Genomic DNA, 23,205 nt, shown 5'->3' with positions numbered 1-23,205 from the left:
TTACACCTTCTTGAGATGGTAGGATTTCGGGCGGGTCACCGAATGGTAACCCAGATAGGAGAGCGAACCGCCGCGGCCGGTATCCTTGGTGCCGGTCCAGCACAGGGCAGGGTCGAGATAGTCGGCGCGGTTCATGAAAACGGTACCGGTCTCGACCTGTTGACCCAGTTCGGCGGCGGTGTCGTAATCTTCGGTCCAGATCGAGGCGGTGAGACCATAGGGGCTGTCATTCATCAGCCGCAAAGCCTCCTCATCCGAGGAAACCTTCATAATTCCGACAACCGGGCCAAAGCTCTCTTCCGTCATCACCGACATGGAATGATCGACATTGACGAGGATCTGAGGCGCGAGATAGGCGCCGCCATCATCGGCAGGGAATTGCGCCGGATCGACCAGAGGCTTTGCGCCTTTTGCAATGGCGTCTGCGATCTGGTCGCGCACGACTTTCGCAAAGCGGACATTCGCCATCGGGCCAAGCGTCGTGGTCTGATCGTTCGGATTGCCGAGTTTCAGGCCATTTACCCAGGCAACGGCTTTTTCAACGAATGAGTCATAGAGCGACTCATGGACATAGATCCGCTCGATCCCGCAGCAGCACTGTCCGGAATTGAACATCGCGCCATCCATCAGCGTATCGACCGCCGCATCGACATTCGCATCGGCGCGGACATAGCCCGGGTCTTTGCCGCCAAGCTCCAGCCCAAGCGGGGTGAAGGTGCCGGCAGCCGCGCGCTCAATCGCCTTGCCACCATTCACCGAACCGGTGAAATTGACAAAATCGAACCTGCGATCCGCGATCAGCTTTTCGGTCACGGCGTGGTCGAGCACCACATTCTGGAACACATCTGCCGGAATCCCGGCGGCGTGGAACGCCTCGGCAAGGCGCTCGCCTGCCACAAGGGTCTGGCTCGCATGTTTCAGAACAATGGTATTGCCAGCGATCAGACCGGGGATGATCGTATTGATTGCGGTCAGGAAGGGGTAGTTCCAGGGCGCGATGACGAAGATGACGCCAAGGGCCTCGCGTGCGAGATAGCGGCGGAATTTATCACTGTCTTCAATGACTTTCGGCGCCAGCGTTTCTTCGGCGATAGAGGCCATATAGTCGGCGCGCACCGTGACGCCGCCAAACTCGCCGGCGCCGAATTTGACCGGACGCCCCATCTGGGCGGCGAGTTCCGGCACGATTGCGTCTTTCAGCCCGGTCAGTTTCGCGACGCCGGCTTTCACCAGCGCGATACGTTCAGACAAAGGGCGCGCGGCCCAGGCCGGTTGTGCAGCGCGGGCGCGGGAAACCGCAGCCTCGGCGCTGGCGAGGTCAAGCGGCTGGCGCTCGACATAAGTCGAGCCGTCGACCGGCGAGATCAGTTTGATCGGATTCATGTTTCACCTGTGTGAGAGGACAGGGAGGCGCGCGCCCCCCTGTGTCGGAAATATGCAAGTTTACCGCGGTTCAGGCGCGTTCAAGCAGCCGTTTCAGTTCGAAATCTGTAACCACGCGATCGGTCTCAGAGATCTCCCATTGTGCTGCATGATGGTAGTGATCGACCACGTCATCGCCAAAGGCTTTGCGAAGCATCGCCGAGGATTTCAGCTTTGCCGCTGCATCGCGGAGGCTCTTCGGGATTTCACGTACCCCGGAGGCGGCGTAGAGATCGCCGGTCATTTCGGGCTCAAGCTCGAGTTTGCGCTCGATGCCGTCAAGGCCCGCTGCGAGCAGCGCGGCGCAGGCGACATAGGGGTTCACATCCGAGCCGGGGATACGGCATTCGACGCGGACGGCCTTGGTGCCCTCGCCGCAGACGCGGAAACCCGCAGTGCGATTGTCGCCGGACCATACGATTTTGGTCGGGGCAAAGAGACCGGCGCAGAAACGCTTATAGCTGTTCACATAGGGGGCGAAAAACACGGTCATTTCTTCGGCTGCTTCCAACTGGCCGGCAATGAAATGGCGCATCACCTGTGACATGCTGTGATCGGCGTCTTTATCGAAAAAGGCCGGTTTGCCATCGAGGGTCCAGAGCGACTGGTGGACATGGGCCGCGGAGCCGGCCTTATCCGTTTGATATTTCGCCATGAAGGTCACGGATTTACCCATGGTCCAGGCAATTTCTTTTACGGCCTGTTTGATGATGGTGTGATTATCCGCAGTATCCATGGCATCGGAATAGCGGTAATTCACTTCACCCTGACCGCTGTCGGCCTCGCCCTTGGTATTTTCAACCGGGATACCGGCCGCATAAAGATCATTGCGCAACTTGCGCATGACCGGCTCTTCTTTCGAGGTCTGGAAGATATGGTAATCTTCATTATAGGCCGAAATCGGGCGCAGATTGCCGAAGCCATCGTCGCGCAGATTTTCGTAGCTGTTCTCGAAAAGATAGAATTCCAGCTCGGTCGCCATCATGGGTTCAAACCCCATGGCACGTGCGCGTTTCACCTGTTTCTTCAGGATCGCACGCGGAGAGATGGTGATCTCTTCATGGGTGTGGTGATCCAGCAGATCACACATCACCATCGCCGTGCCGGGAAGCCAGGGCAGGCGACGCAATGTCTCCAGATCGGGCTTCATGACGTAATCGCCATAGCCTTGTGACCAGCCGGCGGATTTATAACCCGGCACGGTGTTCATTTCCATGTCGAGCGCCAGCAGGTAATTGCAGCAATGCGTCTCATTATAGCCGCTGTCGAGGAAGAAACCGGCATGGAAGCGTTTTCCCATCAGCCGGCCCTGCATATCCGGAGCAACGACCAGAACAGTGTCGATCTCACCGGCTTCGAAGGCGACTTTCAGGGTTTCGAGTGTAAGATTTGCGGGCATAGTTGGTCTCGATTTTTTTTCAGAAGGATCAGGAATTGGATGCAGGAGCAGATAAAGATCCACCACCACCGAATTCCGGCTTTCTGGGCCAGCAATCCTCAGCAATCCGCATCACACTCACGTCCTTTTCTCTCCCCGCAGGTAATTCACCTGCCCGAATGTAATGGGGCAGGGTGGAATGGCCACCACTGCCCCGACTGGATCAGCCGTAACGGTAAGGACGACCGGCTTTGGCCATCACATCGTTGTATTTTTTGAAGATTTCGACGACCTTAGCTTTGGTCTCGGATTCTGTCGCGATCTCATCCCAGAAGTCGCGGGCTTTCGCCTCGACCGTATTCCATTCCTCATCCGGGATCGAGGTGAGTTGCAGTTTCGGGCCGTTGACGCGCAGATCGGCCTCACCACCCCAATACCACCACTGACGGTAGTAATGCGATTGCTCGAAGCAGACTTCCATCAGCGCTTTCAGATGGTCAGGGACTTCGTTCCAGCGGTCGGCATTGGCGAAGAAATGGCCAATCCAGGCGCCGGAGATGTTGTTGGTGAGGAAGTATTTGGTCACATCGGCCCAACCGACGGTGTAATCCTCGGTGATCCCCGACCAGGCAATGCCGTCCAGTTCGCCGGTTTGCAGCGCGACCTGGATATCTTCCCAGGGCAGCTGCATCGGCACCACGCCGAATTGCGCCAGGAACCGCCCGGCGGTCGGGAAGGTGAAGACGCGCTTGCCCTCAAGATCCTTCAGCGAATTGATCGGATCTTTCGTCGCGAAATGGCAGGGATCCCAGGATCCGGCTGAAATATGCTTCACGCCGACCTTGGCATATTCCTCTTCCCAGATCTGCTTCAGCCCATATTGGTTGAACAGAACCGGCACATCGAGCGAATAGCGCGAGGCAAAGGGGAAATAGCCGCCGAACACGGTCACTTCGGTCGGCGATTGCATGGAATCGTCATCAGACTGCACTGCGTCGATGGTGCCCGATTGCATGGCGCGGAACAGTTCCGAGGTCGGAACCAGCTGATCGGCGTAATAAAGCTCGATCTCCATCTGGCCGGCAGCAATCTGGTTGAACTTGTCAATCGCGGGCTTGCAGACATGCTCGCCAAGCGCCGCACCGGCATAGGTCTGCATACGCCATTTGATCGGCGCGGCCTGCGCGCGAACGGCGGGGGCGGCGAGGGCGGCTGCACCGGCGGCAAGCGCCCCGCTGGTCAGGAATTTCCGTCTGTTCGTCGTCATTTTTACCTCCGTTGGTGGGTTCTTAATTGAATTCCGGTTTGCCCGGTTATGGTCCGTAAACCTGATGTGGCAGCCAAAGTGCGATCTCGGGGAAGGTCATGATCACAGCCAGAGTCAGGATCATAATCGCGACAATCGGCACGATGGAGCGGTAAATATCGGAGAGTGAAACATGGTCCGGCGCCATGGCGCGCATCAGGAACAGGTTATAGCCGAAGGGCGGCGTGATATAGGCCACCTGACAGGTGATGGTGTAAAGCACCCCGTACCAGATCAGCACATCCTGTGGCGGCATGCCAAGATCAAGCTTGGCCACCAACGGAATATAAAGCGGCGCCACGATCACCAGCATGGCGGTGTCATCAAGGAACATGCCCATGATCAGGAACGAGACCTGCATCAGGATCACGATCCCCCAGGGGCCAAGCCCGAGATCTTCGAGGAAGAAGGCCTCAATCGCCTTCACCGCGCCCAGACCGTCAAACACCGCACCGAAGGCCATCGCCGCCAGCAGGATCCACATGAACATACAGGTGACGCCCAGCGTGTTGACGAGGCAGTTCTCCCAGACCTTTTTCGTGATGCGGCCTTTCACCAGCGCCACCAGCGTCGCGATCATCGCGCCGACCACCGAGGCCTCGACAAGGCTGACATAGCCCAGCACGAAGGGGCCCATCATCGAGGCAAAGATCACCACCGGCAGGATACCGGCGCGCAGCAGGCGGATCTTCTCGCCCCAGGTGATGGAATCGCGCTCCTCCTGGCTCAGCGGCGGGCCGAGCTTCGGGTTGATGCCGCAGCGGATCACCACATAAAGGAGGAAGAACCCGGCCATCAGCAGGCCCGGAAAGACGCCGGCAAGCCAGATCTGCCCGACCGGCTGGCGCGCGATCATCGAGTAAAGCACCAGCACGATCGAGGGGGGCACCAGGATCCCCAGCGACGAGCCGCCCTGGATGATCCCGGTTACCATCCGTTTGTCATAGCCGCGCTTCAGAAGCTCGGGCAGGGCGATGGTGGCGCCAATCGCAAGACCTGCGACCGACAGCCCGTTCATGGCAGAGATCAGCACCATCAAAAGGATCGTGCCAATAGCCAGACCGCCGGGGATTGGCCCGAACCAGACATGGAACATCTTGTAGAGGTCATCGGCCAGCCGCGCCTCGGACATCACATAGCCCATCCAGACGAACATCGGCAGGGTGAGCATCGGATACCAGTTCATCAGCTTGATGGTGGTGGTGAAGGCGATGTCATAGCCCCCCCGATCCCCCCAAAGCGCGATGGTGGCGACCACGGCGACAAAACCGATGCCGGCAAAGACCCGCTGGCCGGTCATGAGCATGGCCATCATGCCCATGAACATGACGATGGCGATATATTCGTAGGGCATCAGATTTTCACTCCGCGCAAAGTCGCAATGTCGCGGATGAGAAAGGCGATGGATTGCAGGATCATCAGGAAGACGCCGAAGCAGATCACGATCTTGATCGGGGCCATATAGGGCCGCCAGACGGTGCGGGACCGCTCACCGAATTCGAACGAGTAGATCGTGCTTTCAATCCCGCCCCAAAGGACGATGACGAGGAAGAAGATCATGCAGAATACGGTAAAACAATCGACCAGCGCCTGGGTTTTCACGCTCCAGCGACCGTAAAGCAGATCCATCCGCACATTGGCGCCAAGGATCAGCGAATAGGCACCGCCAAGGACGAAATAGCCGACCATGGTGAACTGGGCCATTTCCTGGGTCCAGAGCGCGGGGCGGAAAAACGCCTTTGCGATCACAGAGTAAAGCAGAACGCCGGCCAGCGCGAAGATCAGATACATCGCGAGGCGGCCGATGATGGTGTTGATCTTTTCGATGATCAGCACCAGCCGGATAAGGAATATCGGCATCGTGTCAGCCTCCGCAGCCGGCAGGGAACAAAGGTCGACAGACATAGCCCGCCCGGCAAAGCCGGCAGGAGGATGATCCCGGAAAGGACATGGACGAGTCGGCTCCCTGTTTTTTCCTAAGGGTCACCCTCTGGCGGGGGCGCTGTCAAGATTATTTCAGAATGCTGTTTCCTGTTACAATCTTTTCTGCAACCCTGCCCGTGATATTTCCGGGGTGACAAAGCCCCGGGGGACACTGCCGCAAAGGGGGGCGCATGGACCAGGGCCTGAGCATCGAAAACAGAATGCGGGCCTCGCTCAACGATCTGACCCGGGCCGAGCGCCAGGTCGCGACCCATATCCTGTCGCATTTTCCGATGTCAGCGCTTGGCTCGATCACCACGCTGGCGCGCGCGGCGGATGTGTCCTCGCCCACCATCGTGCGGCTGGTGCAAAAGCTGGGCTTCAGGGGCTGGTCGGATTACCAGGCGGCGCTGCGGGTCGAAGTCGAAGACCTTCTCGTGACCCCGCTTGGCGCCCCGGCCGTACCGGGAGAAGGACGGAGCCACCCGCTTCAGGGCTTTGCCGCGCAGGTCGTGGCCAATATCGGCGCAACGCTTAACCTGATTCCGGCGGCGGATTTCAACGGCTCTGCGGCGCTGATGGCGGATATGTCGCGCCGGGTGGTGGTGATGGGCGGGCGGCTGACCCATGCGCTGGCCGATTACATGGCGACATTGCTCAGGGTCATTCGCCCCGATGTCACCTGGATCGCCGATCACCTCACCGACTGGCAGCAGGCGCTGCTTGATCTCGCGCCCGGTGATGTGGTGGTGATCTTCGACATCCGCCGCTACGAATCGAATGCGGTTCAATTTGCCGAATTCGCGGCGGTCCAGGGGGCCGAGGTGGTGCTGATCACCGATCGCTGGCTTTCGCCCGCGGCCTCGCATTCGCGCCATGTGCTGCCCTGCCATATCGAAATGCCCGCAGCCTGGGATTCGACCGCGGTGCTTTTGATGGTGGTCGAGGCACTGCTGGCGCAGGTCCAGTCGCATATGCCGGATCAGGTCCGGGACCGGCTGAACCGGCTTGAGGATTGTTTTGCCAGCACCCGTGTCTTTCGCGCGCCGAAAATGGCCCAGGGGCGGTAAGGGAACGCCGGGCCTTGACCCCGCCGTGCGGGCGGCGAAACTGCCCATCACTTCAGGACGGAGCCCGGAATGTTGCGTTGGCGCAGAGTTAAAGATGCCTCACTTTTTGGTCGGCCCTCGGCGGCGGGTCTGGCGCTTGGGGCACTTTTCTTCGCGGTCTCTTTATCGCCCTCGCTGATTCCGCGCGCCGCTCTGGTGCAGGGGGCGCTTGGCGGCATCTGTTTCGCGATTGGCTATCTGGTGGGATATACGCTGATGGTGCTGCGCCAGTGGGTGGTCGAATCCGGACCCGCCGCGCCCAGGGTGCTGCGGATCAAGATGACGCTCGGGCTGCTGATTGCGGGGGCGGCGATCCTCTGGGCGCTGTGGAATGTCACCGGCTGGCAAAACGACATCCATGCCGCAATGGGGATCCCGCCGGTCGAGACCGCGCGCCCTTTCACGATTCTCGCGGTCGCGGCTTTTGTCGCGCTGGTGCTGGTGTTTCTGGGTCGGTTGTTCCGGCGGCTCTGGCGCGTGATTGCGACGCAGCTTGAAGCCTTCATCCCGCGCCGGCTGGCGAAACTGACCGGGATCACACTGGCGCTGCTGCTCTTCTGGGCGGTCGGCAATGATGTGATGCTGGGCCGCGTGTTGCAGGCACTGGACGAGACCTATGCAGCCCTTGACCGGCTGATCCCGCCGGAAAAGGCGGCACCCGATGATGCGTTGAAATCGGGCTCTGCCGCCTCGCTTGTCGGATGGGACGGGCTGGGCGCTGCTGGGCGTGACTGGGTCCTTGCAGAGCCCGATGCGGCGGCGATCACTGCGATTACCGGGGCGCCGGCGCTGGAGCCGCTGCGCATCTATGTCGGGCTGAATTCGGCCCCTGACGCCGATCAGCGGGGGCGGCTGGCGCTGGAAGAGGCGCTGCGCGTCGGCGCCTTTGACCGCCGCGTGCTGGTGATCGCAACCCCCACCGGCACCGGCTGGATGGACCCGGCAGGGATGCAGCCGCTGGATTACCTCACCGGCGGGGATGTGGCGGTGGTTGCGGTGCAATATTCCTATCTGCCGAGCTGGATGTCTTTGATTTTGCAACCGGAATATGGCGCTGAAAGCGCGGTGGCGGTGTTTCGCGAAATCTATGGCCACTGGCGCAACCTGCCGGAGGCAAGCCGGCCCGAGCTTTATCTGTTCGGCCTGTCGCTGGGGGCCCGCAATGGTGAATTGCCGATCTCCTGGCAGGATCTTTTGTCAGACCCGCCGCAGGGCGCGCTCTGGGCCGGACCGCCCTTTGCCATGCGCGGCTGGCAGCAGCTTCTGGCCAGCCGTGTGCCGGACAGCCCGGCCTGGGCACCGCGCTACCGCGACGGTTCGGCCATCAGGGTGATGACGCAGCAGCCTCAGTCCCACACCTACGCCCCCTGGGGGGTCATGCGGATGATTTACCTGGAATATCCCTCTGACCCGATTGTGTTTTTCTCGACCGGGACGCTGTGGCGCGCGCCGGCCTGGCTCAGGGGATCACGCGGCCCCGATGTCAGCCCGAGCCTCAGATGGTGGCCGGTGGTGACCTTTCTTCAGCTTGGGTTTGACATGATGACCGCAACCACGACGCCGCCCGGGCACGGCCATGTCTATGCCGCGAAACACTATCTAAGAGCCTGGGCCGAGGTGCTGGGCGGCGACTACAAACCCGAGATGATGGCGCGGATCGAGACGATTTTCGCCGGGCAGGGCATCTGATACCGCATCCGGTGGCCATCAAAAAACCGCAGCCGGGTCGCCGGCTGCGGGTTTCAGATGGTCTGTCGTGACAGATCTGCGGCGATCAGTTCGCCTTATGGATCAGCGCGATATGGTCGGCGGTCGCATCCTCGGCGCCGAGCGACTTATTGGCGGCAAAGACATTGCCTTTGCCATCGGTTGCGACATGGTTCGGATAGCTGCCGCCGTCGAGATTGGCGACGATCTCGCCCTCGGGCGACACCACGGTCACCGTGCCTGCCCCGCGGTTCGACACGAAAGCGAGCTTTTGTACCGGGTCAAACACCACATTCAGCGCGCCGGCGCCGGTGGTGACATCATGCCTGACCTCACCCGAGGCCAGATCGACGATCAGCAGGTTGTCGCTGTCTTGCGAGGCGACATAGATCGTGCCGGTCGCCGCGTCGAAATCGACGCCGGAGGCGTTTTTCGCGCCCGGCAGCGGCAGGACCTGGGTCACGGTATTGCTGGTCAGGTCGATCACCGCGAGCTCGTTCGATTTGCGGCTGACCGCGAAAAGGCGGTTGCCATCCGGATCGACCGCGATGCTCATCAGCGAGAACTCTCCGCCGCGAATGCCAGAGGTGATCTCGATGACTGCAACCTTTTCAAGGGTTTCGGTGTCGAACACATGCACGCCATTAGTGGCCGAGGCCGAGACATAGGCGCGACCGCGCTTTGCATCCACCTTGACGTCACGGGCGTGATAGACCTCGCCGGGCGGGAATTGTCTGATCAGCGACAGATCGTCCTGAGCATAGACCGCCACCGAATTGTCAAAGGTGTTGGTGCCCCAGATCGTGCCCTTTTCATCATCGACAGCCAGGCCGAACAGCGCCACCGGCTGCGGGCCGTTATCGGGCTGACCTTCCGCCGGTGCGCGGCGCTGGTCTTCGGGCAGCGGCGGTGGCGTGACTTCGGCGACCACGTCCAGCGTTTCGGGGTTCAGCTTCAGCAGTGCAGCGGCCGGCGGGCGGAAACTCGCAGCCGCCACAAAGAGCGCATTCGATTTCGCGCTATAGACCGACTGATAAAGGCCGGGCGCCGATTTCACGCGGGTCACGCTGAACCCGTCCGTGCCCGAAAGCGGCACATCCTTTGATACTTTCACATCGAAAAGCGAGGTCGAAGAGGGCTGGTCCATGATGGCAATCACCGGATGCAGGCCGGTAGCGGCATCTTCGGGCAGGGTGAAGGTAAAGCTGACGGCGCCGTTGTCATCGGCAGTCAGGGCATCTCTGCTCAGAACCGCAGTGCCGCGTTGCAGCACGAGGGTCTGACCCGGTTTCAGGCCCGAGCCTTCGATGGTGACGCTGCTGCCGGGCAGCACGGGCTTGCCGGGTTCAGCGGGGATCACCCGGAATCGACCTTCGAATTCAACCGGGGCGGGGAAGCTGCTTTCGGCGAGAACCGCGCCCGGAAGTACGAGGGCTGCAAGCGTAAGACCGAAAACGGATTTACGATAACCGTTTGTCAGGAAGGGGAAACCCATCACATGACTCCTGTTCAGATTGACCGAGGGGGACCGGCGGGAACCTGGCAGGTGCGGCGCTTGGCGCGGCGGCGGGGGACCGTAGGACTAAGCGCGACAGACCGCGAGCGGAGGGGGGATGTCAAGCTGCAATGACAATGCGGCCTGTCATGCGCGGCGCAGCGCGGGCGTTACTGCGGTCCGGTCCTGTCATCGTCCGGCCCCGCCGGGGGCCGCCTGTGGCCTCTTGCGGCACCGGTCCGTATGCTCCGTTACCCGGATGTCACACCGGTGCAGTACGGCTTTCCGGCAGCATCATTGCAAATCTTGACAGTAACACCAGGATTAAGCAGTTATGCGCCGTGCCCATGATCAGCCTGCAGACTCACTTTGCAAGGCATCAGGACAGAAACAGGCACATCCGCCAGCATAGCACCGCCAGCGCTCTCCCAAAATTCTGACCCGAAGCGAGGCGGTAATGACTGGACGCAATTCATTGCGCGCGGCTCTGTTGAGCAGTTGCGCGCTTCTGTTCCCTGTGGCGGCTCTCGCCCAGACGACCGGAGAGGCTGAGGCCCTCGGCACCATCATCCTGGACACCAAACGCGACGTGGCGACCGATACCGGCGTTGCAGTCACCACCATCGATCAGGCAGAGATGGATGACCGTCAGGCCTCGACCATCGCCGAGCTGATCTCCTCGGTGCCGGGTGTCACGCTGATCAATGGCGCGACGCCACTTGGCGGCGGCATCAATATTCGCGGCTTTGGTGCCGGCAACACCTATGGCACCAATCAGAAGGTGTTGATCACGATTGACGGGGCGACCCAGGGTTCGGAAGAGCTGTACCGGATCGGCACGCAGCTGTTCACCGATCCGGAGCTGTTCAAAAGCGTCTCGGTGATGCGCGGCACCATCGGGAGTTTTGAATATGGCTCAGGCGTGGTCGGCGGCATCGTGCAGCTGGAAACCAAGGATGCCTCGGATTTCACCGGCGGCGAGATCGGCTACAAGCTCCGCCAGGGGCTGAGTTTCAACTCGAATGGCGACGGCATCACCTCGTCGACGATCCTGGCCTGGCAGCCTTCGGAAAACGCTGAATTCGTGGCCAATTACATCTGGCGCCGCCTGGGCGAACAGGTCGATGGCAATGGCGTCAACCTCGGGGCCGAAGGTTTCAAAACGCCGTCCTGGGGTCTCAAGGGCAAATTCACCTTCGGCCAGGAACGCGACCAGTTTGTCAGCCTCTCGCTGGCCAATACCACCATGGCCGAACGCGACGTGCCCTATGACGCGATCGGGGGCAATGCTTTCGGCAATGTCGACCGCGATGTTGAAAGCCGCAATGCGGTGCTGACCTATGGTTGGAACCCGCTCGACAATGATCTGGTCGACCTGCGGGTGATCCTGTCCTATGCCGATCAGCAGATCGACAGCACCTCGGTGCCCTATGCTCCCACCGATGGGCTCAGGAATGCCGATCACCGCTATGAGACGACCAAGCTCACGGTGAAGAACACCGCGCGCTTTACCTTTGGCAGCATCGAAAACGAGCTGCGCGCCGGTGTCGAATTCATCCGGAAAGACCGCAAGACCGCAAGTTCGGCGCCGGGTGGCACGGATGACCGCACCGCCTTCTTCCTGATCAACAAATTCGATTTTGGCAATGGCCTGACCATCACGCCCGCGATGCGGTATGAGACCCAGGATATCACCTATAAAGGCCTTCCGCAGGCCCGGATCCCGGTCACAAACTTCGACAATGACGCACTGATGGGCGGCGTCGATGTGCGCTATGAATTCGCCAATGGTGCGGCGGTGTTCGGCAGCGTGGCCTATACTGAGGGCCTGCCGATCCTTGATGACTTCGAGAATCAGAACCAGGCCTGGGTGGGCGGTTCGCGCGCAAATTACATGACCATCAACGAACAGTCGCGCACCGTTGAAATCGGGGCGTCCTGGCGTACCGCTGACCTTTTCTCGGCGGGGGATGCCTTCAGCATCAAAGGCAATATCTACGACACCAATGTCTGGAACGCGACGTCAGAGCCCAGCACGGCCTGGATCGCGGGCACCGGGTTCGAGCTTGAGGCCGCCTATAGCATGGAAAGTGGCTATTACGGCGAACTCAGCACCAGCATCGTGAATTTCGAATCGAAAACGATCCAGTTGGTTGATCGCCCGAACTATGCGCAGACACCGCCGAATTCCGTGCGTGTCGTCGCCGGGAAACGCTGGGACCGTGAACTCGATCTGAGCTGGGAAATGGTTGCCTATGACCGCTACGACGAATCGGTGATCCGTCCGGGCTTTGCAGTTCACAACCTGCGCGCAACCTACCGTCCGCAGGAGGGAGTGCTTGAAGGCACCGAAATCCGCTTCGGTGTCGAGAACCTGTTTGACCGCGATTACATGCAGGCGCTGGCCACCCGCAACGGCCCGGGCCGCAACTTCAAGGTTGGTATTATCAAGACCTTCTGATCCATCCGGACCGGCCGTCTTATGATGGCCGGTTCGTTCTTTCCCGGCCGGATCCCCGGCCAGACCACAGCCAGAGGAACGGAGTCCCCCCATGGCCGACCGCAGCAAAACCACCCTGAGCCTCAGCCTCGCGCTGATCGCGGCCCTGTCCGGCGCCGCTTTCGCGCAAAGCGAAGAGACCACAGCCACCGAATCCGGCACTACGACCGAAACGGCGGCCGACAATCCGGCCGATGCCTCGCCAAAGCCGGGCATTGCCGGCGGCCACAGCCAGGCGGCCTTTATCGCCTCTTATGACAAGAATGGCGACGGCAAGGTCTCGCTTGAGGAGCTGATCGAGGTGCGGACCGAGCGTTTCCGGGGCGCCGATAAGGATGGCGATGGCAGGCTCAATGAGGCGGAATATGTTGCTGAATTCGAGGGCCGCCTGCGCCAGCAATATGCCGATCAGGGCCGCGATCCGAGCGGTGAGCGTTTTGAGGCCAGCCTGAAACAGGCCGGCGTGCGGTTCGCATTGATTGACCGTGACCGGGATGGGTTCCTGTCGCTGGAAGAAGATCTCGAATCCGCCCGCAAGACATTTGCCCGCAATGACACCGATGGCGATGGCTTCGTCTCGGCCGCCGATCCGGCGCCTGTCCGCGAGGATGACGGCAATGATCAGGCCGATAAGAAAGACGAGAAAAAGGACGGCGCTGCGAACTGATCGCAGCCCCGTCCCTGGCCTTGCGGCGGGTGACGGCTTCCCGCCCGCCGTGAGGCATCTATACCGCTTTTGCCCCCCGGGTGCTGACGATGACTGGTGCTGATGATGACAGATGACAATACCCGCCCGATGCCCGCCGCGCGCCTGGCCGTTGCGGCGACGCTGGCGCTGGTGAGCGGCCCGGCTCTGGCTGCCGGGCTGGAATTCGAGGTGACGCTGCCCCAGCCCGAGGCCAGCCCCGCTTACCGCCCCTATCTCGCGGCCTGGATCGAAGAGCCGGGCTCGAAAGAGATCCGCGGCACCGTGGCGGTCTGGTATGACACAAGGCTGCGCGACAATCTCGGCCGCGGCTTCCTGCGCGATCTGCGCAGCTGGTGGCGGGCCGAGGGCGAAAAGCTCGATCTCCCGGCCGATGGGCTGAGCGGGCCGACCCGTGGCCCCGGCACCCATAAAGTTGCGGTCGCCCCTGAAAATGCCGCGCTTACCGGGCTGAGCGCCGGCGATTATGTGCTGGCCGTCGAGGTCTCGCGCGAGGATGGCGGGCGGGAAACCCTGCGCGCGCCCTTCCGCTGGGGCGACGCGGAGAACAGCGCCGAAGTGACCGGCGAACGTGAGATTACCCGGTTGAAAGTGACCGCGAACCCCTGAGGAAAGGGATGCTCATGCAAGCAGGCAATCTGCTGGCGACAACTTTGGGGCGCAGCTTCTGGCTGCGCCAGTTCCGTTTATGGCACTGGGTTTCCGCAGCGTTCAGCCTTGCGGGGATGTTCCTCTTCGCGGTCACCGGTTTCACGCTTAACAATGCCAGCCTCTTCGCCACGCGTCCCGAGACGGTCGAGCTGAGCGCGAGCCTGCCGCCTGACCTTCTGGCCGCGATCCGTGCTATGCCAGAAGCGGGCGAGACCCCGGTGCCCGCGGCTGTCGCCGCCTGGGCGGCTGGTGAGTTCCGCGTGACGCTTGACCATCGCCCGACCGAGACCAATGCCGATGAGGTCTATATCGCCCTGCCGCGTCCCGGAGGCGATGCCTGGATGGCCATTGACCGTGCCAGTGGTGATGTCACCTACCGGCTGACCGATGGTGGCTGGCTGGCCTGGCTCAATGATCTGCACAAGGGCCGCAATGCCGGGCCGGTCTGGTCCTGGTTCATTGACCTTCTGGCGCTGGCCTGTGTCATCTTCACCCTTACCGGCTTCGGGCTGCTCTGGATGCATGCGAAATTACGCCCGGCCACCTGGCCGCTCGGCTGGGCAAGTTTTGCTCTGCCGCTGATCATCGCGCTTTTGTTCATCCATTAGGGCCGGTCCGCGATGCAAACCCTGTCGCGCAACCGCGTTATCCTCCCGCCTCTGGTGGTCCGGGGGCCGGTTCTGCCGCCGCCGCCCGGCTGGGTCGAGACCCGTCTTGCGGGCGAGACCATGGGCACGGGCTGGTCACTGATCGCCTGGGCGCCGCCCGGCGCAGGCCCCGGGCTGCAGCGCCTGGTCGAGACGGAATGCGCGCGGGTGATCGCGCTCTTCAGCCCCTGGACCCCGGAAAGCGAGGTCTCGCGCCTCCACCGCAACGGGGCAGGGGAAGCGGAACTGTCTGAAGGCTTTCTGGCGCTGCTTGCGCCGCTTCTGCAGCTGGCGGATCAGACCGGAGGCGCTTCGGACCCGACGCTGGGCGCGCTGGTCGATCTCTGGGGCTTTGGCCCGCCGGGCCCGCGTTCCGCCCTGGCCCAGCTGCCGCAGCCGCGAGAGATCGCAGTGGCGCGCGAAATCAGCGGCCATGCGCGATTGCGGCTGGAGGGCAACCGTCTGCATTTCCCACCCGGTCTGCGCTTTGATTTCAGTGGCAGCGCCAAGGGCCATGCCGTTGATCTGATCAGTGCCCGGCTGGCCGGGGCCGGCATCGGATCGCATCTGATTGAAATCGGTGGGGAATTCTACGGACGCGGCCTCAGGCCCGATATGCGGCCCTGGTGGGTCGGGATCGAGTCGCCGCCGGGGGGGCTCCATAACGGGCAGCGCCCGCTGGTGATCGCGCTGAACGGCTGGGGGCTGGCAAGCTCGGGCGATTACCGGCGCGGCTTTCAGCATGGCGGGCGCCGCTATGCCCATACGATCGACCCTGCGACCGGCTGGCCGGTGGAAAATGACCTCGCTTCGGTCTCTGTGCTGGCGCCAACGGTGATGCAGGCCGATGCCCTGGCGACGGCGCTTCTGGTGCAGGGGGCTGCGCGGGGCATGGCATTTGCGCGCATCGCCGGGGTTGCGGCCCTGATGATCCGGCGCGGGCCGGAAGGTGCCGTGACCGAGATTTCCCCCGCCTTGCAGGAGATGCTTGACGATGATTCTCAGCGCTGATCCGCTGCACTGGACGATGGCAGCGCTGACCGGTGCCGCCTGGTCCGGGCTCACAGTCCGGACCCTGATCCGCGCGCGGCGGGCGGGGCAGGTGGCTGCAACCGGTCCAGGCGGTCTTCTGATCGGCTATGCCAGCCAGAGCGGCAGTTCCGAGGCGCTGGCGCGTGCCGCAGCGGCGGCATCCCCGGGCGCGCGTCTTTTGTCGCTGGACCAGATCGGGGTGGCGGATCTCGCCGGCACGGCTCAGGCGCAGTTCTACATCAGCACCACCGGCGATGGCGACGCGCCCGACAATGCCACGATGTTCCTCGCGCGCGTGATGGCGGGGTGTCCGGAGCTGGGCGGGCTCAGCTATGCGATACTCGCGCTGGGCGACCGCCACTATCCGCGCTTTTGCGGTTTTGCGCATCGCCTTGACCATTGGCTGCGGGCCTGCGGCGCCACGCCCCGTTTCCCGCTGACCGAGGTCGACCGTGACCAGCCGACTGCGCTTGCCACCTGGCGCGCCCGGATGGGGGAGACCACGAACACCGGAGCGCCGGTATCTGCCGCCGCACCCGGACGCTGGCGTCTGGCGGCGCGGCATCATCTGAACCCCGGCAGCCCGGGCGGCCCGCTCTGGCATCTGGTGCTGGAACCCGAAGGCCCGCTGCCGGCCTGGCGGGCCGGAGATATCGCCGAGATTACCATCCCCAGCCCCGAAGGCCCGGTCAGACGCGACTATTCGCTGGCCTCGCTGCCGGCCTCCGGGCGCGCGGAACTGATTCTGCGCGAGGTGATTTCGGAGGACGGTCGCCCCGGCACCGGTTCGCACTGGCTCTGCCGGCAACTGGGCGAGGGCGGTGCCATTGACCTGTCGATTCGTGCCAATCCCGGCTTTCATGCCGGGGATGACGCGATGCCGATGCTGCTGATCGGCAATGGATCGGGTCTGGCCGGCCTGCTGGCGCATCTGCGCCACCGCGCGGCCCTGAAGGCAAGCGGCCCTGTCTGGCTGATCCACGGCGAGCGCAGCCCGGACCATGACGCTGTTTTCGCAGAGGAACTGTCCGGCTACCTGGCCAGTGGCGGGCTTGCGCGTCTTGACCGCAGCTTTTCGCGCGGAGGGGGAGGGCCGCGCTATGTGCAGCAAATCCTGCGCGATTCGGCGGCGGCGGTAAGGGCGCATGTCGCGGCGGGTGGCGGTATCTGGATCTGCGGCCGGCGTGAGGGGATGGCGACAGATGTGCAGCAGGCGCTGGAAGAGGTGCTGGGCAAGGACGAAACCGCGCGCCTGATGACAGAGCGCCGTCTGCGCCGCGATATCTATTGACGCCCCGACCTGCCGCCACATCGCGGTGACAGGCAGGCGGCTGCCTGCCTCGCCGCCGGAGTGCCCATCTGGTGGCCGTCTGGTGCAGCATCCATAGTCGAGACCCGCTCTCCCGCTGCCTGTCCCTTTGCGGCCCTTCCCTGCGCCTCTCAGGCACAGGGCAGAGGCTCCGGCTCCTCCGAGTGCGAGCACGGTTCCTTCACGGTCCTTGCTTTGGCACTGTTCCGGCTCTGTCAGGGATAGCCTGCTTCCTCAGGATCCGCTGGCAGAGATATGTCGTCATAGCCCCGGACAGCCTGGCGCGACCCGATCAATCGGGTCAGAGATCTTTGTTCGGAAACGAGACTGGCAGAGCCCCTTACCTTGTGTCGCGCCAGGGGCCGGCGCAGTCAGACTGTTCCCGCTTCGGCGATTATGCGGGGAACTGACTGGTGCCAGGTCACATGCGGCAGAGCCGGCGCTCGTGAATCATTGATCCGGACCCGATTGACGGGTTCCCGACCGAGATGCCCGGCCAGGTGCAGGGCATCGCAGGCTCTGAGGACGGCAGTTTTCAGGAAAATCGCCTCCCGGAGAAATTTGTTTAAGAAATTTCAGCCATGGGTATTGACCCTCCCGGCGACCTTCCTTAAACGCCACATCCACAGTGGGCCCGTAGCTCAGTTGGTAGAGCAACTGACTTTTAATCAGTGGGTCACAGGTTCGAATCCTGTCGGGCTCACCACTGAAATCAAGGGCTTAGGCAGAAATGCCTGAGCCCTTTTCAGTTGGTTGGGATTGCCGGGTAATATCCGGGGTTACAATCTTTCAACGGCACTTCGATGGAGATTGACGGTGTTGCGCGCCGCCAGCTCTGGCAGAAACTACGGTTAGCTTTGGCAGGAAAATTTTACGGTCAGGATCTTAACTCTGCGTCAGTTCCTGCATGGATCCTGACAGCTATGGGCGCTTGATCACCGGGTGCAAGATTCCGGCCTGATGCCTCGCCCTGGCGGAGTATGACCGGTAACACCAGCGCTGTTCGGCCCGGTGAGGTCTGAACAGGTCCGGGAGACTATGGCGAGGGGGTATCGAACACCGGCTGACCCGGCCCAACCATCCCTGGAGCCGCGAGGATCAGAAAACAGTCCGGGGACCGTTTTCCCGAGGGCGGCCAGGTCGAACCGATCAACCAGATGTCGGGTCTGAACACCTGGCGCCCCCCCCCTTTGATCCGGAATTAAACGCAATATTTCCGAAGATCTCGTGCCCTGAAGGTCGCCCAGACGAAAAAGCCGCCCTCTGCATTCAGGGGCGGCTCTGACCTCTCGTTTCAAACCTCAGGCGACGCGGGTTTCTGTTCTGAACCCGGCAGAACTGGCTGCCGCAAGGAAGGCCCGCCTGGCGGAGCCAACGCTTCCGATACATGCCATGGCGGCCTCGATCCGGGTGAGCGCTGTGGTCCGGGCCTCGTCTTCGACCGGCCAGCGCTTACGAAGCCAGTACCGTGCCTGTTCGATTGTGGTGAATTTCTGAATATCACCCTGGGGGGTGACGGCGATGTGCAGGGGTTTACCCCAGTCTGTTTCTATCATTCCGCCCATATGGGTATTGCAAGGGCAGTCTGCAACCGGCCGGTTTCTTCCGACCGGATGCGGGCAGGAGGATCCGGGATTTGCCACAGGCAAGCTTTCGTGGTAAGAATCGCCTGCATCTACGTTTTTGAACCCTGATCCATTCGGCGCAGTTTTCGATAATCGCTTGTGCCGGGCTGTCACTTCCTGTGGGCGGCATGTATCAGAAAAGGATATCACGATGGCCAACGGCACCGTGAAATGGTTTAACGCAACCAAAGGTTTCGGCTTCATAGCTCCCGAGGGTGGCCGTAAGGACGTGTTCGTTCACGTCACCGCGCTGGAACGCGCTGGCATCCGTGGCCTCGACGATGGTCAGGCAGTGACCTTCGACATCGAAGCAGGCCGCGATGGCCGCGAATCGGCGATCAACATCAAGCTCGCCTGATATTTTTTGATCCGTTCAGATGTGACGGATCTCCGAGACGAACCACGGCCCATCCTGAAACGGCAATCTGCTCAGCCGAAATCGCCGATCCTGCGCCGGTCTTGCTGGCGTTTACTGCTCGGGCCGGATCGCAAACGCGGTTAAAATGGTGGAAGGTCGGAAGACAGAAAAAACGCCCGGAGCATAAGGCTCCGGGCGTTTTTGTGTATCGGGCCGACGTTTTGCCCTGGTCTGTCAGCCAGCGTGCTGGCGACTGGCTGTATTGCAGAGGATTTTGCCCAATTTTTCCCAGAAAACACCATGCAACCTCGCCGAACATCTGGCCCGTCCGGCGACTCCCGCGGAAATCCAAAGGGGAATGGCGGCCCGCAAGAAACAAAGCGGCGCTTCGGCACAAGGCCTGACCTCAGAATCCCTTAAAGCGGCCGGTCCCGGTTTCGGCGTGTCTCGGTTTCGGGGCGGTCCGCCTTTTCGTCCGGGACGCGCCCTGCGGTCGCTGCCGCGCGGCGCTGTTTGTCAGAAGGGCGCGTCTTCTGGCGGCGTGCTTTGTCGCTGGTCCAGCCTGAGGTTCCGTGTTGCCGGAGGTTTTCACGACGGACCTCACGGTCAGGCTCCTGACATGGGCAAACGGGGCCGCCTGCCACCGCAGGACAGACCGGAAATTCTGAAAGCGGGCGCTGTGTCGGCGAAGGGCCTGCGTGCCGCCCGGGCTGAGACACGAAGCACATCACTGCCCTTGCACAACCTGCCTCCCGGAGGAGGGGGGGATCGTCACAAACAGGTGACAAGGTGGCGCGCGATGGCGTAACGTTGCCCTCCCCAGAGGGAGCGCCCGATGCCTGCCGATCTTCTTGCCGCTGCTGCCAATATGTCTGTCGCCGTGGCCTGCGGCGCGCTGATCGGAATGGAAAGGCAGATCCGGCAGCGCAAAGCCGGGCTGCGGACCAATGCGCTGGTGGCCCTTGGTGCTGCGGCCTATATGGTGTTTTCGACCCTGATCGACGGCGATATGAGCCCCAGCCGCGTCGCGGCGCAGGTGGTCAGCGGGATCGGCTTTCTGGGCGCAGGGATCATTTTTCGTGACGGGGCCAATGTCCATGGCCTGACCACCGCCGCGACGCTCTGGTGCGCCGCCGCAGTGGGATTGCTCGCGGGCGGAGGCCACTGGGATTATGCCATGGTCGCCACGGGGCTGGTGGTATTCGTGAATTTCGCGCTGCGGCCATTTGTTCAGTGGATGAAGCGTCGGATGGGGGCTGCCGGCGCCGGACATCGGCCATTCACTCTGCGGATTCTGGTGCCGGCGGCGCAGGAGGCGCAGGCCCGCAGCCTGCTTCTGGGCACGCTCGCGCTGAGCGGGCTGCATCTGACGGGGATCGAGCTGCGCGAGGCGGCCGACGCGGTGGAACTGATTGCCACCGTCAGCGGTGACGCGACTGTCGAAACCCGGCTGGAACAGGCGGTGCAACGCATTGCAGCCGAGCCGGGGCTGTTGCGGTTGCGCTGGTCAGCCTCGGAAGAGGGATAGGGCGCACAGGAAGGGGCCGCCAGACTCGCCCGCGCCGAGGCCCCAATCTGTGTCAGGGGGGAGCGTCCTGCCGCATCCCTCAGGATTTTATATTGCGCAATTAGCCGAGCCTCTTGTGACCCTGATGCGACCACCGTGGCTTTTGTCAGGAGTTGACGTTCCCCGAAGGTGCGCGCCCTCTCTCGCTCATCTTTTCGGTGTTCCCCCCGCCATCCCGGCGAACTGGCGCTGCCGGGTGCGGAGCGAGTGCTTGCTCACCCCAGGCCGTTCCGAAACTTCGCTGATCGCAGCTGATGGCAAGTCTGTCCCCGGCGGCGCTCCGACCTTCGCAATCATGGATGAGCGGGCGGCATGGGATCGCGAAAAGGGCGATGCCATGGAGAAACGCTCTCCTCTCCGGCTTCGGCAAGTGTGTCGGACGGGTTTCGACCGAAGATCGCTCAGTGCTGGTCACTGTCGACGAATGGTTGAGTGCCAAAGTCTCCCCGGATCAGCTGCCCGGCCGTGATGGCTCTGCGTCCTCGGGAGCGACCTCGGCGGCTCCCGGTCCTTGTCGGCAGCGACATTCCACTGGCCCGAAACCGGGCGACTGGAAACCCTCGGCACTTTCGCAAACAATCCGTCTCCGACTGATCGCGGCGCGGTGGCCGGCGTTGGCGACCGCTACCGTCGCGGGGAGCTTGTCGGGGCGATGCGCCATGTCATTCTTGAGCGGGATGGCAGGAAATGCCGGTGCTGCGGCACCCGCAATGCCCTGCTGCAATCGGGCGAGGCGCTGAAAGCTGCAAGCCGCCGTAATAGGAGAGGCACCATGACGGCAGAGCTGGACAAGGCCATTTTTCCCGGCGCCAGCGGGCAACCCCTCGGCGTCATTCCCTGCGCGACAATCTATGGCATCGCCACGGGTGCAATTGATGGCCCGGCGGATTGGGCTGCGTTCCGTGCCGCCATTATGCGCTTCATGACGGCCAACACCACGACCGGGCCAAGCGGCACCCCGCTGGCAAAGCCCTGCTGACCACCGCTGATGTGACCGTGGCGCGTGGTTCGCAGCTGCAGCTGGCGGCGGAACAAGGCTCTGGAGCAGTCGTAGCGGAAATCCGGAACTTCGCCGACAACGCAATGGGGAAATCAGGCTGGTCAACAAAACAGCCAGGATCATCTGTGCCATCGTCACTCATAACGAGCCTTACAAGATCAGAGCCGCCTGACAGCGGCAGGCAGACAGCGAGAAAGCAAGGCCCATGAAGTGATGGCAATCAGTCAGCCGTAACATCAGGATCCCCCGGGCTTTGTCCAGGACACATATAGTCCGATTGCGAGAACGGGAACCTGGTTCGCGGAAACCATCAGGGCCAGTGGTCGGATGAACTGCACAAACAGGCCGAACACAAGACCGCTACTGACAGAACGCCAGGCAGTCATAAAAGTCATGCTTTGCAGCAGCCATCCACTCAGGACATTGTCGTCATTCGATCCACCTGTTGACATTGCGCGGCGCCTCAAATTAGTTGCATAATACATCTAATTTGAGGGCCATGATGACACCTCCTGAAGATCTCGTGCAGAATCTGCGGCTCGCTTCCCGCCAGCTGGTCCGGGAACTCGGCTTCATGGGGGGAAGTTTCGCAGGCACGGATCTTCCTCCCTCCGCTGTCCATGCGCTGATCGAGATAGATGCCGGCCGGTTAACGGCACGCGAGCTTGCGCCCCTGCTGAAACTTGAAAAATCAAGCGTCAGCAGGATGCTCCGGAAGCTCGTTGCTTCGGGCGATGTTGCGCAGGAAAGCGGCCACACGGATGCGCGCATGAAGCTCCTGACGCTGACGAAGGCTGGCCGGAGGCGTGTGAGTGATATCCATGCCTTTGCGCGCGATCAGATTCTTGCTGCGCTGGAACAGCTTGAACCCGGGCAGGATCGCCTCGTTCTCGACGGGCTGTCCATCTATTCTGCGGCTCTCTCCGGTCGTCGGAAAGGGCAGCACGGGCCCGCGGTTGAGGTAATGCTCGGATATTGCACGGGCCTCATCGCCCGGATCACCCAGATGCACGCCCATTACTATGCGCAGGCCTCCGGATTTGGACGCCGTTTCGAGGCTGTCGTCGCGGGCGGGCTGGCGGAGTTCTGCAACCGGATCGACAATCCGCGAAACGCAATCTGGTCAGCACGGCAGGGCGAACAGATACTCGGGTCTATCGCGATTGACGGGGAGGATATGGGCGAGGACATCGCGCATCTGCGCTGGTTTATCGTGGATAATGCGCTCAGGGGCACGGGCACGGGGAGGAAGCTCCTGTCTGCGGCCCTGGCCTTTGCGGATGCGCAGGGGTTCGGGCAGACGCAGCTCTGGACATTCAGCAGCCTGACCTCCGCGCGCCATCTTTACGAGGCGAGCGGTTTTGTCCTCGCTGAGGAGCGACGGGGCAGCCAGTGGGGGCGCGAAGTCATGGAGCAGCGGTTTGTCAGGCCGAGACAGGCATAACGCGACCGTCTGGAATGGGCTCTTTC

20 protein-coding genes, 1 tRNA gene and 1 pseudogene are annotated in these 23,205 nt (G+C 62.1%); 14 read left to right on the top strand and 8 right to left on the bottom strand.

Annotated features, from left to right (window positions below):
* The 5 genes from BLW25_RS10055 to BLW25_RS10035 form a co-directional block, all read right to left on the bottom strand.
* Entirely contained in the window at window positions 1–1,383 is a 1,383-nt protein-coding gene (locus BLW25_RS10055; protein WP_092898676.1) for an aldehyde dehydrogenase family protein, read from the bottom strand.
* 70 nt (window positions 1,384–1,453) lie between these two features.
* Window positions 1,454–2,821, bottom strand: a complete 1,368-nt coding sequence (locus tag BLW25_RS10050) for a glutamine synthetase family protein (protein ID WP_092901845.1) — start codon at window positions 2,819–2,821, stop codon at window positions 1,454–1,456.
* Between the two features lie 202 nt (window positions 2,822–3,023).
* The gene (locus BLW25_RS10045) at window positions 3,024–4,067 is read right to left on the bottom strand and encodes a TRAP transporter substrate-binding protein (protein ID WP_092898674.1); all 1,044 of its coding nucleotides are present in this window, start codon (window positions 4,065–4,067) and stop codon (window positions 3,024–3,026) included.
* A 46-nt stretch (window positions 4,068–4,113) separates the two neighbouring features.
* Window positions 4,114–5,460, bottom strand: coding sequence for a TRAP transporter large permease (locus tag BLW25_RS10040; protein ID WP_092898672.1), 1,347 nt, complete (start codon window positions 5,458–5,460; stop codon window positions 4,114–4,116).
* Complete coding sequence (locus BLW25_RS10035) at window positions 5,460–5,966, bottom strand: TRAP transporter small permease subunit (protein WP_092901842.1); 507 nt, start codon at window positions 5,964–5,966, stop codon at window positions 5,460–5,462. Before BLW25_RS10035 ends, BLW25_RS10040 begins: the two co-directional genes overlap by 1 nt.
* A gap of 254 nt (window positions 5,967–6,220) precedes the next feature.
* Here BLW25_RS10035 and BLW25_RS10030 point away from each other — a divergent pair, with 254 nt between their 5' ends.
* Together BLW25_RS10030 and BLW25_RS10025 are read left to right on the top strand one after the other, a co-directional pair.
* Window positions 6,221–7,099: a MurR/RpiR family transcriptional regulator gene (locus BLW25_RS10030; protein ID WP_092898670.1), complete on the top strand. Its 879-nt coding sequence runs from the start codon at window positions 6,221–6,223 to the stop codon at window positions 7,097–7,099.
* A 69-nt stretch (window positions 7,100–7,168) separates the two neighbouring features.
* A complete protein-coding gene (locus BLW25_RS10025; RefSeq protein ID WP_092898668.1) occupies window positions 7,169–8,827 on the top strand; it encodes an alpha/beta hydrolase in 1,659 nt (552 codons plus the stop codon).
* 85 nt (window positions 8,828–8,912) lie between these two features.
* Here BLW25_RS10025 and BLW25_RS10020 read toward each other — a convergent pair whose 3' ends face one another.
* Window positions 8,913–10,340, bottom strand: a complete 1,428-nt coding sequence (locus BLW25_RS10020; protein ID WP_092898666.1) for a YncE family protein — start codon at window positions 10,338–10,340, stop codon at window positions 8,913–8,915.
* Window positions 10,341–10,797: 457 nt separating this feature from the next.
* On the opposite strand from BLW25_RS10020, the gene BLW25_RS10015 reads away from it, so the two are divergent.
* From BLW25_RS10015 to BLW25_RS09985, 7 genes are all read left to right on the top strand, one after another.
* Window positions 10,798–12,801 (top strand): TonB-dependent receptor plug domain-containing protein, encoded by a 2,004-nt coding sequence (locus tag BLW25_RS10015; protein ID WP_092898664.1) that lies wholly within the window; start codon window positions 10,798–10,800, stop codon window positions 12,799–12,801.
* Window positions 12,802–12,892: 91 nt separating this feature from the next.
* Window positions 12,893–13,507, top strand: coding sequence for an EF-hand domain-containing protein (locus tag BLW25_RS10010; protein ID WP_092898662.1), 615 nt, complete (start codon window positions 12,893–12,895; stop codon window positions 13,505–13,507).
* A gap of 105 nt (window positions 13,508–13,612) precedes the next feature.
* Window positions 13,613–14,155, top strand: coding sequence for a DUF2271 domain-containing protein (locus BLW25_RS10005; protein ID WP_092901839.1), 543 nt, complete (start codon window positions 13,613–13,615; stop codon window positions 14,153–14,155).
* 8 nt (window positions 14,156–14,163) lie between these two features.
* Window positions 14,164–14,805 carry a PepSY-associated TM helix domain-containing protein gene (locus tag BLW25_RS10000; RefSeq protein ID WP_216279346.1) on the top strand — a complete coding sequence of 214 codons (642 nt, stop codon included), beginning with the start codon at window positions 14,164–14,166 and terminating at the stop codon, window positions 14,803–14,805.
* A 12-nt stretch (window positions 14,806–14,817) separates the two neighbouring features.
* On the top strand, window positions 14,818–15,855 hold the full coding sequence (locus BLW25_RS09995; protein WP_092898660.1) for an FAD:protein FMN transferase: 1,038 nt from the start codon (window positions 14,818–14,820) through the stop codon (window positions 15,853–15,855).
* Window positions 15,839–17,167, top strand: coding sequence for a sulfite reductase subunit alpha (locus tag BLW25_RS09990; protein ID WP_092898658.1), 1,329 nt, complete (start codon window positions 15,839–15,841; stop codon window positions 17,165–17,167). The genes BLW25_RS09995 and BLW25_RS09990 overlap by 17 nt, the downstream gene beginning before the upstream one ends.
* Window positions 17,168–17,815: 648 nt before the next feature.
* Window positions 17,816–17,891: transfer RNA gene (locus BLW25_RS09985), tRNA-Lys, on the top strand.
* Between the two features lie 595 nt (window positions 17,892–18,486).
* Here BLW25_RS09985 and BLW25_RS09980 read toward each other — a convergent pair.
* A complete protein-coding gene (locus BLW25_RS09980; protein ID WP_092901834.1) occupies window positions 18,487–18,741 on the bottom strand; it encodes a DUF982 domain-containing protein in 255 nt (84 codons plus the stop codon).
* 220 nt (window positions 18,742–18,961) lie between these two features.
* Between BLW25_RS09980 and BLW25_RS09975 the strand changes: the two genes are divergently transcribed.
* The 4 genes and pseudogenes from BLW25_RS09975 to BLW25_RS24930 form a co-directional block, all read left to right on the top strand.
* Complete coding sequence (locus tag BLW25_RS09975) at window positions 18,962–19,168, top strand: cold-shock protein (RefSeq protein ID WP_092898656.1); 207 nt, start codon at window positions 18,962–18,964, stop codon at window positions 19,166–19,168.
* Between the two features lie 835 nt (window positions 19,169–20,003).
* Window positions 20,004–20,696, top strand: a complete 693-nt coding sequence (locus BLW25_RS09970; RefSeq protein WP_092898654.1) for an MgtC/SapB family protein — start codon at window positions 20,004–20,006, stop codon at window positions 20,694–20,696.
* Window positions 20,697–21,246: 550 nt separating this feature from the next.
* Window positions 21,247–21,714 carry a hypothetical protein gene (locus BLW25_RS24935; RefSeq protein WP_253188345.1) on the top strand — a complete coding sequence of 156 codons (468 nt, stop codon included), beginning with the start codon at window positions 21,247–21,249 and terminating at the stop codon, window positions 21,712–21,714.
* 520 nt (window positions 21,715–22,234) lie between these two features.
* Window positions 22,235–22,474: pseudogene (locus tag BLW25_RS24930) on the top strand (MarR family transcriptional regulator); the annotation flags it as partial.
* On the opposite strand, the gene BLW25_RS24925 reads toward BLW25_RS24930, so the two are convergent.
* Window positions 22,427–22,753, bottom strand: coding sequence for a hypothetical protein (locus BLW25_RS24925; protein WP_253188563.1), 327 nt, complete (start codon window positions 22,751–22,753; stop codon window positions 22,427–22,429). The pseudogene BLW25_RS24930 and the gene BLW25_RS24925 sit on opposite strands and share 48 nt — an antisense overlap.
* Between BLW25_RS24925 and BLW25_RS24920 the strand changes: the two genes are divergently transcribed.
* A complete protein-coding gene (locus BLW25_RS24920) occupies window positions 22,742–23,179 on the top strand; it encodes a GNAT family N-acetyltransferase (RefSeq protein ID WP_253188546.1) in 438 nt (145 codons plus the stop codon). The two genes, BLW25_RS24925 and BLW25_RS24920, sit on opposite strands and share 12 nt — an antisense overlap.
* Window positions 23,180–23,205: the final 26 nt, after the last annotated feature.

Origin of the sequence: Rhodobacter sp. 24-YEA-8, from assembly GCF_900105075.1 — a bacterium.
GTDB lineage: Bacteria > Pseudomonadota > Alphaproteobacteria > Rhodobacterales > Rhodobacteraceae > Pseudogemmobacter.
Note: the sequence above shows the minus strand (reverse complement) of the source record. Positions and strands in the feature narration are given on the sequence as shown.

Excerpts from the sequence above, each read along its gene's own strand:
- BLW25_RS10035 (WP_092901842.1), bottom strand. The coding sequence starts at position 5,966 with ATGCCGATATTCCTTATCCGGCTGGTGCTGATCATCGAAAAGATCAAC.
- BLW25_RS10010 (WP_092898662.1), top strand. The coding sequence starts at position 12,893 with ATGGCCGACCGCAGCAAAACCACCCTGAGCCTCAGCCTCGCGCTGATC.
- BLW25_RS24925 (WP_253188563.1), bottom strand. The coding sequence starts at position 22,753 with ATGGGCGTGCATCTGGGTGATCCGGGCGATGAGGCCCGTGCAATATCC.
- BLW25_RS09970 (WP_092898654.1), top strand. The coding sequence starts at position 20,004 with ATGCCTGCCGATCTTCTTGCCGCTGCTGCCAATATGTCTGTCGCCGTG.
- BLW25_RS10050 (WP_092901845.1), bottom strand. The coding sequence starts at position 2,821 with ATGCCCGCAAATCTTACACTCGAAACCCTGAAAGTCGCCTTCGAAGCC.
- BLW25_RS09995 (WP_092898660.1), top strand. The coding sequence starts at position 14,818 with ATGCAAACCCTGTCGCGCAACCGCGTTATCCTCCCGCCTCTGGTGGTC.
- BLW25_RS24920 (WP_253188546.1), top strand. The coding sequence starts at position 22,742 with ATGCACGCCCATTACTATGCGCAGGCCTCCGGATTTGGACGCCGTTTC.
- BLW25_RS10020 (WP_092898666.1), bottom strand. The coding sequence starts at position 10,340 with ATGGGTTTCCCCTTCCTGACAAACGGTTATCGTAAATCCGTTTTCGGT.
- BLW25_RS10055 (WP_092898676.1), bottom strand. The coding sequence starts at position 1,383 with ATGAATCCGATCAAACTGATCTCGCCGGTCGACGGCTCGACTTATGTC.
- BLW25_RS09975 (WP_092898656.1), top strand. The coding sequence starts at position 18,962 with ATGGCCAACGGCACCGTGAAATGGTTTAACGCAACCAAAGGTTTCGGC.
- BLW25_RS09980 (WP_092901834.1), bottom strand. The coding sequence starts at position 18,741 with ATGATAGAAACAGACTGGGGTAAACCCCTGCACATCGCCGTCACCCCC.
- BLW25_RS10040 (WP_092898672.1), bottom strand. The coding sequence starts at position 5,460 with ATGCCCTACGAATATATCGCCATCGTCATGTTCATGGGCATGATGGCC.
- BLW25_RS10005 (WP_092901839.1), top strand. The coding sequence starts at position 13,613 with ATGACAGATGACAATACCCGCCCGATGCCCGCCGCGCGCCTGGCCGTT.
- BLW25_RS10030 (WP_092898670.1), top strand. The coding sequence starts at position 6,221 with ATGGACCAGGGCCTGAGCATCGAAAACAGAATGCGGGCCTCGCTCAAC.
- BLW25_RS10015 (WP_092898664.1), top strand. The coding sequence starts at position 10,798 with ATGACTGGACGCAATTCATTGCGCGCGGCTCTGTTGAGCAGTTGCGCG.
- BLW25_RS09990 (WP_092898658.1), top strand. The coding sequence starts at position 15,839 with ATGATTCTCAGCGCTGATCCGCTGCACTGGACGATGGCAGCGCTGACC.
- BLW25_RS10000 (WP_216279346.1), top strand. The coding sequence starts at position 14,164 with ATGCTCATGCAAGCAGGCAATCTGCTGGCGACAACTTTGGGGCGCAGC.
- BLW25_RS10025 (WP_092898668.1), top strand. The coding sequence starts at position 7,169 with ATGTTGCGTTGGCGCAGAGTTAAAGATGCCTCACTTTTTGGTCGGCCC.
- BLW25_RS10045 (WP_092898674.1), bottom strand. The coding sequence starts at position 4,067 with ATGACGACGAACAGACGGAAATTCCTGACCAGCGGGGCGCTTGCCGCC.